The organism is Heyndrickxia camelliae (assembly GCF_002844575.1).
Taxonomy (GTDB): Bacteria; Bacillota; Bacilli; order Bacillales; family Bacillaceae_C; genus Margalitia; species Margalitia camelliae.
Genome location: NZ_PIQO01000001.1, coordinates 297,828 through 309,917 on the forward strand (window position 1 = coordinate 297,828; position 12,090 = coordinate 309,917).

A 12,090-nucleotide genomic window follows, 5' to 3' on the forward strand; every position below is an offset into this window, starting at 1 on the left:
AAAGGAGATGGATATAAATGAATAATCGACGTGTTGTCGTAACTGGACTAGGAGCAGTCACTCCTGTCGGAAATGATGTAGATACTGCATGGAAGAATATTCTAGAAGGAAAATCGGGGATTGGTCCATTAACGAGAATAAATGCAGATGATTTTCCTGCAAAAGTAGCAGCAGAAGTAAAAGATTTTAATATTGAAAACTTTATTGAGAAAAAAGAAGCCAGAAAAATGGACCGTTTTACACATTATGCAATTGCAGCATCCATGATGGCTGTGAAAGATGCGGATTTAACAATCAATGACGATAATGCTTCACGTGTTGGAGTTTGGATTGGTTCCGGAATAGGCGGAATGGAAACATTTGAAAATCAATTTGAGATTTTCCTTGAAAAGGGACATCGTCGTGTCAGTCCATTCTTTGTTCCAATGATGATTCCGGATATGGCTGCTGGACAAGTTTCTATTTTTCTAGGGGCAAAAGGCATTAACTCTTGTACCGTAACAGCTTGTGCAACCGGAACAAACTCCATTGGTGATGCTTTTAAAGTAATCCAACGTGGGGATGCGGATGTAATGATTACAGGGGGGACGGAGGCACCAATCACAAGAATGTCTGTTGCAGGCTTCTGTGCAAATAAAGCACTATCAACTAATCCTGACCCGCAAACGGCAAGTCGTCCATTTGATATAAATCGTGATGGTTTCGTCATTGGCGAAGGCTCTGGAATCATTGTTCTGGAAGAATTAGAGCATGCTTTAGCACGTGGTGCGAAGATTTATGCGGAAATCGTTGGCTATGGAGCAACAGGTGATGCTCATCATATTACTGCACCTGCACCAGGCGGAGAAGGTGGAGTTCGTGCCATGAAAATGGCTATTGAAGATGCCAAACTAAATCCAGAGGATATTGATTATATCAATGCCCATGGAACAAGTACGGATTACAATGATAAATTTGAAACAATGGCTATAAAAACCGTTTTCGGGGACTACGCATATAAATTACCAGTAAGTTCTACCAAATCTATGACAGGACACTTGCTAGGCGCAGCAGGCGGTGTGGAAGCAATATTCTCCATCTTAGCTATTAAAGATGGCATTCTCCCTCCGACTATCAACATTGAAACACCAGATCCTGAGTGTGATTTGGACTATGTACCTGGAGAAGCTAGAAAGCAAGATATCTCCATAGCGCTAAGTAATTCACTTGGATTTGGCGGCCATAATGCAACCATTATATTTAAAAAGTTTGAAAAATAAATAACCCGTAAAGAGATAGGTGATAAACGCCTATCTCTTTTTTTAAATCAAAGTTTCAATAGGCGAGGCACCGGTGCTTTTTTATACTGAAAACATATACTGAAAGGGAGGTGGAGGTGAATCAATATGGGGTAATTAGGACAGATAAATGGTTAGACGAATCTTTTTACAATCCAGAAGAAATGCTCTCAAAGTCAAAAGGGAGTTCAAATGAAAAAAGAAATCGGGGCTTTTATCAATATTTAAAAGGTTTCGGAATGTACCAGCCATCAAATTTTAATAAAAATATTTTTGAAGCACTGAAAAAAGGATCGTATTGGCAAAAGGTAGATCGACTATATGATAAATATAAAAAGTTATGGAATGGTCCGGAAGTAAATATTTATATTTTCCCAATAAATGGTGCAAATCGACAATTAATTAGACAAACAAATGGTAAATCGGGAGTTACATTTGAAAAAAATCTTTATTTATTTCTTTCTCCTCTTCAAGATTCAAAGGAATTAGAAGCTCTCTTTGTTCACGAATATCATCACGCTACCAGAATGCACCATCTAAACAAGAGACCATTAGACTACACATTACTGGATTCACTGATTCTAGAAGGATTGGCAGAAACCGCAGTGGAAGAATATTGTGGAGAAGAATACTTAGCCGAGTGGACAAGAGGTTATTCGGAAAGACACTTACAGAGATTTTGGAAAAGTGATTTTAAAGAACGGCTTACGATTAACAGAAGAAATTGGATGCATGATGATCTTCTATTTGGCAGGAAGTTTGTTCCACGAATGATGGGATATGCGATTGGATATAAAATCATTTCAGAGTATAAAAAATACCATGAATTCTCCATTGAGCGAACAATATCTGCTCCTTCTGAAGATTTGCTGATAGATAATTTTTTACAATAAAGGTTCGAGGTAATAACCTTAACATTCAGCGGACATAGAATCCGCTCTTTTTAATAACCAGACCATTCAGGGATTAAAAAACACAGAATCCGTTATAGGGATAAAAGAGGGAAGGTAACTGCATTTTTTGCATATAACGGATCTTAAGTCCGCAATCTGATGAAATGATGCCATTTTGTCATAGATAACGAGCCAGTGTCTGTACAACCTAAACTTCAATAAATAATTTCATCATGAACAACGGAGATAAAGGAATAATTTAACTACAGGCTGCCTATACTGTTTGATAAACAGTAATGAAGCGAGGGGTTAGTGAAATGCTGTATCTTCATGATGTATGGGTGAATTGGTTTGAAGGGGAAGAGAATGGTTATAACGTATGCCATTTTCATGAATGGCGCAGAGATGATGTTATTGAACTATTGGATCAAGTTCCACTGCTGCTAGTTGATTCTGTTTTATTTAATTACATAGAAAATGACTTAGGAGAACTTCCGCAGGGATTGTTAAATGATATTTATCAAAAGGCATATCTACGAAAGAATCATGAACGTATTCAAGTAGATTATTGTTTTGTCGTAACAGATGGGAAGGGAATTTTGGCAGTGGATACCATTGGTTATCAAATTCCGATTCGGAAAAGTAGGCTAATACCAAGACAAGAGCAGCTGGTATATGAGATGATTCAAGATCATGAACCAATCTCTTACAAATTTGAAATCAAAAAAAACGACAAAGGATATCATATTCTCTCTCCTGAACCATATTTAATGAACGGTTTAACAAGAAAAGAAAGACAATTAAAACAACTGTTATTTATGGCTTTAGATCAGTTATATTCATCCAAGAATACTGCAGAGATTCGGTATTGGTATACGGAATGGGCACCTGAATGCTATCAAGAAATTCAAAACATGAAATTTGAAACAGTGTGGGAAAGACTTTATACAGAAGTAAAAATCGGCTGGTCAAAAAAGCATGCAAATTTATGTGAAAATATCATAAAGGGTCAACCATTCTTTGAAAAACTCTGGGAGATGGAAAATGGCTCCAAAAGCGAACTCTTATAAACATAAAAAAGAACTGGACAAGCACCAGTTCTTTTTTATCTAAAATATTTGGCTTATAAAATAGGATAGTCTTTGTCCGGCATTTCTGCGTACTCTCCTTATGAATATGTCATAAACTACCCTATTTATTTCCTACATAATACTCTACAGGTAAATTTAAAACTCATCCGTCCAACGGTAATCAATGCTTTTATCTTTTTCTTCCTAATCCCATTGCATTTTCCATTTTCTTAAGCATTTTTGTAGCTGTTGCATTTGCTTTTTCAGCGCCCATGTCTAAAATATTATCCAATTCCTCTGAATCAACTAAAGCATGATATTTTTCTTGAATTGGTGTCAAAGCTTCAATTACGACATTTGCTAAATCAGCTTTAAAATCTCCATATCCCTTTCCAACATATTTTTCTTCAATGTCACTAATAGATATACCCCCTAGTATAGAATAGATAGAGAGCAAGTTGGAAATGCCAGGTTTCTTTTCTTTGTCGTACTTTACAATCCCATCGGAATCAGTAACGGAGCTTTTAATCTTCTTTTCAATCGTTTTTGCATCATCTAGTAGAGAGATAAATGCTTTTGAATTTGGATCTGATTTACTCATTTTCTTTGATGGATCCTGCAAGGACATTATTCTAGCGCCAACTTTTGGAATGCTAATTTCGGGTATCGTAAATATATCATTATATTTTTTGTTAAATCTTTCAGCCAAATCTCTCGTTAATTCCAAATGCTGCTTTTGATCTTCTCCCACAGGAACTAAATCAGTACCATATAGAAGAATATCTGCAGCCATTAGAGGCGGATAGGTTAATAATCCGGCTGAAACTGCCTCCTTTCCAGAGGATTTATCTTTAAATTGAGTCATTCTTTCTAACTCACCTATGTAAGAGACACATTGTAACATCCAGCCCGCCTGCGCATGTGCAGGTACTTCTGATTGTATAAAGAGTGTGACCTTATTTGGATCTATTCCTACGGCTAAATAAAGCGCTGCAAGACTTTTTATATTTTTTCGTAATTGCAAGCGATCTTGAGGGACTGTAATCGCATGTTGATCTACGATACAGAAATAACAATTGAATTCTTCTTGTAATTCAACGAATTGTTTTAATGCACCAATATAGTTGCCAAGTGTTATTGTTCCACTTGGCTGAATACCTGAAAATATAGTTTTCATGTAGTTTCCTCCAAACAAGAGATTTTTAAAAATTCTATTCTTTTTTCAATAATAATAGAGAATTAAAGCGAAAGCCATTAGAAACAACATAATCAGACCATTTATAAGCATTGGCAGATAATTAAATGTAATTACCTCTGATACCGGTCTTAAATCATCTAATTCTTCTTTGGTTAACTTATTTTTATTAAACACTCTCCTAAATCCCTCTACCGTTACATCAAAAAAACCAGTATTTAGAAGAAAGATGGCAATGGATATAAATAGTAAAATCCCTCCGATAATGAAGGAAATATTTATATATTGAACCAATCCAATCGAGCGATATTTAATAAATGATATCAAAAACACTAATATTTGCGAGGGAAAAAACCACCAGATAAGTTTTTTAATCAAGAAAATCACCTCAATAATAGGCTGGAGCAACTTTTATAAAATCAACATTTAAAAAGAGCCATAATAAAAGAATAAATATTACAGAAAAAATAATCAACTAAGTTAGGTTTTAAAATACAATATTCGACAATTTCATCATTTCAAAAGAATCTAATTAGAATGAAAAGAGCTGTAAATTTTAATATCTTTTGGTAAAAATATGTACACGAATATTTTGAATTTTATTTTTTTAAAATAATTAATGTACAAATTCAAAAAAATATGTATAATAGACAATGTAGAAAGTTTTCAGAAAAATAGGAAAAGGGAGGAACATCATGAGAAAGACGAAAGGTAGATTAGGAATTCTACTTGCTCTTTCATTAGTTCTTAGCATGATTCTAGGAGCCTGTGGCACTAAGAGTAAGGATACAAGCAATGCTGGAAGTTCAGACAGCAACGCTAAACAAGTTCTGAACATTATGGAAACTGCAGAAATTCCAACAATGAATACTTATATGGCACAAGATGCTGCCTCATATAATGTAATGAACCAAGTATTTGAAGGGTTAATGAGACTTGATCAAAATAATAAACCAACACTTGGTATGGCAGCTGCTGAACCAACCGTAAATGCTGATAAAACAGTATATACATTCAAAATTCGTGATGCTAAATGGTCAAATGGGGATCCGGTAACAGCTAACGACTTCGTTTATGCATGGAGACAAGCTATCGATCCAAAAAATGCTTCACCATATGGAGCATATATGATGGGTGGCGTTATTAAAAACGCTAGCGAAATTGCAGCTAATAAGAAAAAACCTGAAGAGTTAGGTGTAAAAGCTATCGATGATAAAACACTTGAGGTAACGTTAGAGCACCCTATCAACTATTTTGAGTCATTAATGACATTCCCGTTATTCTACCCAATGAATCAAAAATATGTGGAATCTAAAGGGAAAGAATATGCTACTAATAGTGATAACATGATTTACAATGGTCCGTTTACTTTAACAAAATGGAACGGAACAGGAGATACTTGGACTTATGAAAAGAACCCAAATTATTGGGATAAAGATACTGTAAAACTTTCTCAAATCAATGTAAATGTGGTTAAAGATCCAGGAACAGTAGTGAATCTATATGATACAAGCAAGCTTGATTGGGGTATCTTGAGCGGAGAATATGCAGCTCAACTCAAAAACAGTCCAGATTATAAAGTTTTACCGGAACCAACTGTGTTCTATTTGAAATTTAACCAAGAACGTGCAAACAAAAAGACAGTACTTGCAAACGTAAATATCCGAAAAGCAATTGCAATGGCATTTGATAAAAAAGCGATGGCTGACACTATTCTTGCTAACGGTTCAATCGCAGCAAATGGTTTATATCCGAAGAATTTCACTACAACCAAACCTAATGGTGAGGGTGAAGATGTTCGCAAAGCGAATGGTGATATTCTAAAATATGATGCTAAAAAAGCAACAGAACTTTGGAAAAAAGGCTTGAAAGAGATAGGGAAATCTACCGTGACATTAGAATTATTAGGTGATGATACTGAAAATTCTAAGAAAATGGATGAATACCTAAAAGGTCAGTTAGAAAAGAATTTACCAGGATTATCAATTAAATTAAGCCAACTTCCATTTAAAGTTCGCTTAGATCGTGATACGAAACAAGATTATGATATTGAATTTGCTGGATGGGGTCCAGATTATCAAGATTTATACACTTTCTCTAATCTATTTATAACAGGTGGAGATCAAAACAGAATGGGATATTCTGACCCTGCTTATGATAAGTTAGTCAATGATGCTTATACAAAACTTGGTAAAGGTGTCTCATCTGAACAATATATTCAAATGCAATTAGATGCAGAAAAAATTCTACTTGATAAAGATGCAGCAATTGCTCCTGTATATCAAAGAGCACTTGCGGTTTTACAAAAACCATATGTAAAAGGTATTGTAAAACATCCATTTGGACCTGATTACAGTTACAAGTGGGCTTCTATTCAAAAATAATTTTTGAACTAACAAGTATGGATGGAAAGAGAGTATATGAGAGTTGTACTCTCTTTTTCCCTGCATTAAAGTTGTCGAACTTTGACGAATTTTTTTAATTTATTGAAAGGTTCCTTAGGAGGTGCAGTAATGGCGAAATATTTTCTTCAACGTGTTATATATATGATAATTACAATATTTCTCATCGCTTCTATCACGTTTTTCCTCATGAAGCTAATGCCGGGAACTCCTTTTAGCGCTCAGGCAAAACTATCACCTGATCAGATTCACATAATGAATGAGAAATACGGATTAAATGAACCCGTACCTGTACAATATGCTCATTATATGTTGAATCTATTAAAGGGAGACTTAGGTACTTCTTTCCAATTTGATAACCGCGATGTTTCCACACTTATTGCCGAACGCATCGGTCCATCCGTAACTTTGGGTATTGAAGCATTAGTTTTTGGTACGATAGTCGGTATACTCTTAGGTGTATTGGCAGCATTGAAGCAAAATACGTGGTTGGATTATGGAAGCACTTTTATCGCCGTTCTTGGAAAATCTATTCCTTCATTCGTATTTGCAGCAGTATTGCAATTATGGATTGGAGCTAAGTTACAATGGTTGCCGGTTGCTTATTGGAACGGTTTCTCTTATACGATTCTCCCAACAATTGCGTTGGCCATGTTCCCAATAGCGACCGCGGCAAGATTTATGCGAACAGAGATGATAGATGTTTTAAGTTCTGATTACATTGTATTAGCAAGAGCAAAAGGAGCAAGTTCTTTTGAAATTGCATTTAAGCATGGTTTCAGAAATGCATTAATTCCGTTAATCACTGTTTTGGGTCCACTTGCAGTCGGTTTAATGACTGGTTCCCTTGTTATTGAAAATATTTTTTCTATTCCAGGAATCGGTAACCAATTCGTTCAATCGATTATGACAAATGACTACGGAATCATTATGGGTACTACGTTACTATTTGCTATTATGTTAGTCGTTATCATTTTAATCGTAGACTTACTATATGGAGTAATTGACCCACGGATTCGTTTATCGGGAGGGAAAAAATAATGATAGTAGAAGAAAAAATTTCACCAGAACAATTTCAACCCGCCCACATAGATACAGGAAAAGGAGAAGTTATCGAAAAGCCAAGCTTAACATTTTGGCAAGATGCGTGGCTTCGTGTTCGTAAAAATAAAGGTGCTATTGTAAGCATGGTTTTGCTTATAATCCTAATCATAATGGCATTTATTGGACCACATATTAACCATTATGGATTTAATGATCAAAATCTGGCAAAAGCCAACCTGCCTCCGCGTATACCTGGTCTTGAAAAAATGGGAATTTTCGATGGAACACAAACAGTTGCAGGACAAAAAGTAAATCTTTATGAGCAAAAAGGCATTAAAGATTATTATTGGTTTGGAACGGATTCATTAGGTCGTGATCTTTTCACCCGTGTATGGAAAGGAACTCGCATCTCTTTATATATAGCATTTCTAGCAGCAGCTATTAATATGTTGATTGGTGTTGCATATGGTGCTATTTCAGGATATTACGGAGGTAAAGTAGACAATATTATGCAAAGGATTATTGAAATTTTATCAGGTATTCCTGATTTAGTAGTTGTAATCCTCATGATATTAGTATTACAGCCTGGAATTATCTCCATTACAGTTGCCTTGACCATCACAGGATGGGTAGGTATGGCACGGGTTGTTCGTGGACAAATTTTAAAGTTGAAATCTCAGGAATATGTATTAGCTGCCAAAACACTAGGGGCTAAAGATGGTAAGATCATTTTCAAACATTTAATACCTAATATGGCCAGCGTTATTATTATCAATACAATGTTTATCATTCCGAGTGCAATATTCTTTGAATCTTTCTTAAGCTTTATTGGTTTGGGTCTTCAAGCACCGACTGCTTCATTAGGTACTCTAATAGAAGACGGATATAAAGTGCTTAGATTCCTTCCATATCAAATGCTTTTCCCGGCCGCTATCCTAAGTATTATTATGATTGCGTTCAACTTATTAGCCGATGGCCTTCGTGATGCACTAGATCCGAAGATGCGTGATTAAAAGTGGGGTGAAATAAATGGGCAAAATATTAGAGGTAAACGATCTTCATATCTCGTTCCATACCTTTGCTGGTGAGGTTCAGGCAATTCGCGGTGTAAACTTCGAATTAAACGAGGGCGAGACTCTTGCTATAGTAGGAGAATCTGGTTCCGGTAAATCTGTAACCACAAAGTCAATCATGAGATTATTACCTAAACATAATTCCGAATTTAAAGCGGGCGAAATATTATTTGAAGGTAAAGATATAACAAAGATGTCGGAAAAAGAAATGCAAAAGATTAGAGGAAAAGAAATATCTATGATATTTCAGGATCCAATGACATCTTTAAATCCAACTATGACAGTTGGCAAGCAGATTATGGAGCCGTTATTAAAACATCAAAAATTAAGTAAGCATGAAGCAAAAAAACGTGTTATAGAGCTATTGAAATTGGTTGGTATTCCAAAAGCAGAGATTCGGTTTAAACAATACCCCCATCAATTTTCAGGCGGTATGAGACAACGTGTCGTAATTGCAATTGCATTGGCTTGTAATCCTAAAATCCTTATAGCAGACGAGCCTACGACAGCTTTGGATGTAACCATTCAAGCACAAATATTAGAGTTAATGAAGGATTTGCAGAAAAAAATTAACACTTCTATTATATTCATTACACATGACTTAGGAGTAGTAGCAAATGTAGCAGACCGTGTAGCCGTTATGTATGGTGGAAAAATCGTGGAAGTTGGAACAGTCGATGAAATTTTCTACAACCCGCAACATCCATATACATGGGGATTAATAAGCTCCATGCCAAGCTTGGATGCGGAGGATGAAGAATTATATGCGATACCCGGTACACCTCCCGATTTATTGAACCCGCCAGTTGGAGATGCTTTTGCAGCTCGTAATGAATACGCGATGAAAATAGACTTGGAAAAGCAACCGCCAATGTTTAAAATATCAGACACTCATTATGCAGCAACCTGGTTATTGCATCCAAATGCACCAAAGGTTGAGCCGCCTACTGCTGTTAAAAAGCGTATGCGAAAATTCCATAATGAGACAGATTCTACTCCGAGTAAGGAGGTTGTAAAGAATGTCTAGCAATGAAAAGTTATTGGAGATAAAACATTTAAAGCAGTATTTTAATAAAGGAAAAGCAAATGAAGTAAAAGCTATTGACGATATTTCCTTTGATATATATAAGGGAGAAACGCTGGGACTTGTTGGTGAATCCGGATGCGGAAAATCGACAACAGGCAGAACAATCATCCGTTTATATAATGCTACAGATGGTGAAGTATTATATAATGGGGAAAATGTTCATGCCAAAAAAACTCGAGCAGAGTTAAAGAAATTTAATCAGAAAATGCAAATGATTTTCCAGGATCCGCAAGCATCTTTGAATCCGAGAATGAAGATTGCTGATATTATTGCAGAGGGTATCGATATACATGGATTAGCTAAATCCAAAGAAGATAGAATGAATAGGGTTTATAGTCTGCTTGAAACAGTTGGTTTAAACAGAGAGCATGCCAACCGATATCCTCATGAATTTTCTGGGGGACAAAGACAACGTATTGGAATTGCGCGGGCATTAGCAGTAGAACCTGAATTTATAATTGCTGATGAGCCAATTTCCGCACTAGATGTGTCCATTCAAGCTCAAGTTGTTAACCTATTGAAAAAACTTCAGAAAGAAAAAGGGCTTACTTATTTATTTATCGCCCATGATTTGTCAATGGTGAAATATATTAGCGACCGCATCGGGGTAATGTATTTTGGAAAGTTAGTAGAATTAGCACCTGCTGATGATTTGTACAATAATCCAATGCACCCATATACACAATCACTACTTTCTGCGATTCCGCTTCCAGATCCGGATTATGAACGCTCACGTATTAGAAAAACGTATGATCCGAAGATCCACCAATATGCGGACGGTGAAGAGGTAAAAATGCGGGAAGTTGCGCCTGGACATTTTGTTTACTGCTCGGAGAAGGAACTTAAACAATATAAAGCTTTATATAAGTAGATAAATGAAAGGACCTGTTCATCGATGTACAAACTACAGGGCTTCATCAAGATAAGGGGAAACACGGTTAACAGGTATGGGAACCGATGTTGACCTAATTCTGGGAGGAGATTGGAAGTTTGTTAGTTGATAGGTCCTGAATTTAGACAAATAAATCGACCTGAATTGGGTCGATTTATTTATTTTTTTATTGATTACAGTAATGAATTTTCAAATATTTAACTGAAATTGAGAATCATTTTAAGGTTATTTTAATGTTGAGGATCTATAATATGTTTAACGAAACGGAAGAGGGGGCATATACAAGTATAAGCAATTCACAAAAAAGTCATGATTTCATGATGGTCACATCAATTTTTCAAAAAGTATATTCATGGAAGTCCATATAGTGTATAATACATAATATAGATTTCTTTATTAAAGTAATTTTAAATTAAGAATGGTAACCGAAATTGGTGAATCATTAAAAAATATAAGGAGTGTGGAATGATATATGGTAACATTATACACTTCACCAAGTTGTACATCATGTAGAAAAGCAAGAAGCTGGCTTGAAGAAAATAATATTTCATATAAAGAGCGCAATATTTTTTCAGAACCACTGAGCCTGGAAGAAATTAAAGAAATCCTTCGAATGACAGAGGATGGCACAGATGAAATCATTTCTACAAGGTCTAAGACATTTCAAAAGCTTAATGTAGATTTAGAAACATTACCTTTGCCAGATCTGTTTAACCTAATTCAAAAAAATCCCGGATTATTAAGAAGACCAATAATCTTGGATGAAAAGAGACTTCAGGTTGGATATAATGAAGATGAAATTCGGAGATTCTTACCTCGCAAGGTACGTACGTTTCAGCTTCGTGAAGCTCAAAAACTTGTTAATTGATAATTAAGTTAGCTTTCACATTGAGTTTCTCATTCGAATGTTTGGATATCGATAAGAACATTGCTGAATAATAATCTTATCTACTATATATAACGCCTTTTATTCGAAAGAATAAAGGCGTTTTTATGTCAATAATTAGTTAAAAGTGGTTGTATTCGCATATACATGACGGAAACGGGCAAACTGATTATCATATGTTTTAATTGGATCATTTTTTAATCATTACATCTTGAAAATTTTCAGAATTTCCGTTAAAATAAGCAGAATAATAATTTATTTAGGTATTTGT

11 protein-coding genes are annotated in these 12,090 nt (G+C 35.3%); 9 read left to right on the forward strand and 2 right to left on the reverse strand.

All coding sequences use genetic code 11. The annotated features are described in order from the left end of the window. Positions 1 to 17: 17 nt before the first annotated feature. The 3 genes from fabF to CWO92_RS01470 all read left to right on the forward strand — a co-directional run bounded on the left by fabF (position 18) and on the right by CWO92_RS01470 (position 3,240). Positions 18 to 1,259, forward strand: coding sequence for a beta-ketoacyl-ACP synthase II (gene fabF, locus CWO92_RS01460; protein ID WP_101352406.1), 1,242 nt, complete (start codon positions 18 to 20; stop codon positions 1,257 to 1,259). A gap of 116 nt (positions 1,260 to 1,375) precedes the next feature. Continuing rightward, the gene (locus tag CWO92_RS01465) at positions 1,376 to 2,170 is read left to right on the forward strand and encodes a DUF2268 domain-containing putative Zn-dependent protease (protein WP_233269903.1); all 795 of its coding nucleotides are present in this window, start codon (positions 1,376 to 1,378) and stop codon (positions 2,168 to 2,170) included. A gap of 317 nt (positions 2,171 to 2,487) precedes the next feature. Continuing rightward, positions 2,488 to 3,240, forward strand: a complete 753-nt coding sequence (locus CWO92_RS01470) for a YjbA family protein (RefSeq protein ID WP_101352407.1) — start codon at positions 2,488 to 2,490, stop codon at positions 3,238 to 3,240. A gap of 190 nt (positions 3,241 to 3,430) precedes the next feature. On the opposite strand, the gene trpS is transcribed toward CWO92_RS01470, so the two are convergent. Next, positions 3,431 to 4,417 carry a tryptophan--tRNA ligase gene (gene trpS / locus CWO92_RS01475; RefSeq protein ID WP_101352408.1) on the reverse strand — a complete coding sequence of 329 codons (987 nt, stop codon included), beginning with the start codon at positions 4,415 to 4,417 and terminating at the stop codon, positions 3,431 to 3,433. Between the two features lie 45 nt (positions 4,418 to 4,462). Continuing rightward, on the reverse strand, positions 4,463 to 4,813 hold the full coding sequence (locus CWO92_RS01480) for a DUF3899 domain-containing protein (protein WP_158176188.1): 351 nt from the start codon (positions 4,811 to 4,813) through the stop codon (positions 4,463 to 4,465). 317 nt (positions 4,814 to 5,130) lie between these two features. Between CWO92_RS01480 and CWO92_RS01485 the strand changes: the two genes are divergently transcribed. The 6 genes from CWO92_RS01485 to spxA all read left to right on the forward strand — a co-directional run bounded on the left by CWO92_RS01485 (position 5,131) and on the right by spxA (position 11,801). Continuing rightward, positions 5,131 to 6,819 carry a peptide ABC transporter substrate-binding protein gene (locus CWO92_RS01485; RefSeq protein ID WP_101352410.1) on the forward strand — a complete coding sequence of 563 codons (1,689 nt, stop codon included), beginning with the start codon at positions 5,131 to 5,133 and terminating at the stop codon, positions 6,817 to 6,819. A gap of 129 nt (positions 6,820 to 6,948) precedes the next feature. Continuing rightward, positions 6,949 to 7,878, forward strand: a complete 930-nt coding sequence (gene opp3b / locus CWO92_RS01490) for an oligopeptide ABC transporter permease (protein WP_101352411.1) — start codon at positions 6,949 to 6,951, stop codon at positions 7,876 to 7,878. Continuing rightward, a complete protein-coding gene (gene opp3C, locus CWO92_RS01495) occupies positions 7,878 to 8,894 on the forward strand; it encodes an oligopeptide ABC transporter permease (RefSeq protein WP_101352412.1) in 1,017 nt (338 codons plus the stop codon). Before opp3b ends, opp3C begins: the two co-directional genes overlap by 1 nt. 16 nt (positions 8,895 to 8,910) lie before the next feature. Further along, positions 8,911 to 9,981 (forward strand): ABC transporter ATP-binding protein, encoded by a 1,071-nt coding sequence (locus CWO92_RS01500; RefSeq protein WP_101352413.1) that lies wholly within the window; start codon positions 8,911 to 8,913, stop codon positions 9,979 to 9,981. Then, positions 9,974 to 10,912 carry an ABC transporter ATP-binding protein gene (locus tag CWO92_RS01505; RefSeq protein WP_101352414.1) on the forward strand — a complete coding sequence of 313 codons (939 nt, stop codon included), beginning with the start codon at positions 9,974 to 9,976 and terminating at the stop codon, positions 10,910 to 10,912. Before CWO92_RS01500 ends, CWO92_RS01505 begins: the two co-directional genes overlap by 8 nt. A gap of 493 nt (positions 10,913 to 11,405) precedes the next feature. Next, entirely contained in the window at positions 11,406 to 11,801 is a 396-nt protein-coding gene (gene spxA / locus CWO92_RS01510; protein ID WP_055740776.1) for a transcriptional regulator SpxA, read from the forward strand. The last annotated feature ends 289 nt before the right edge of the window (positions 11,802 to 12,090 follow it).

Bases quoted from the DNA above. Each gene is read 5' to 3' on its own strand.
- fabF (WP_101352406.1), top strand. From the start codon at position 18: ATGAATAATCGACGTGTTGTCGTAACTGGACTAGGAGCAGTCACTCCT.
- CWO92_RS01470 (WP_101352407.1), top strand. From the start codon at position 2,488: ATGCTGTATCTTCATGATGTATGGGTGAATTGGTTTGAAGGGGAAGAG.
- trpS (WP_101352408.1), bottom strand. From the start codon at position 4,417: ATGAAAACTATATTTTCAGGTATTCAGCCAAGTGGAACAATAACACTT.
- CWO92_RS01485 (WP_101352410.1), top strand. From the start codon at position 5,131: ATGAGAAAGACGAAAGGTAGATTAGGAATTCTACTTGCTCTTTCATTA.
- opp3b (WP_101352411.1), top strand. From the start codon at position 6,949: ATGGCGAAATATTTTCTTCAACGTGTTATATATATGATAATTACAATA.
- opp3C (WP_101352412.1), top strand. From the start codon at position 7,878: ATGATAGTAGAAGAAAAAATTTCACCAGAACAATTTCAACCCGCCCAC.
- CWO92_RS01500 (WP_101352413.1), top strand. From the start codon at position 8,911: ATGGGCAAAATATTAGAGGTAAACGATCTTCATATCTCGTTCCATACC.
- CWO92_RS01505 (WP_101352414.1), top strand. From the start codon at position 9,974: ATGTCTAGCAATGAAAAGTTATTGGAGATAAAACATTTAAAGCAGTAT.
- spxA (WP_055740776.1), top strand. From the start codon at position 11,406: ATGGTAACATTATACACTTCACCAAGTTGTACATCATGTAGAAAAGCA.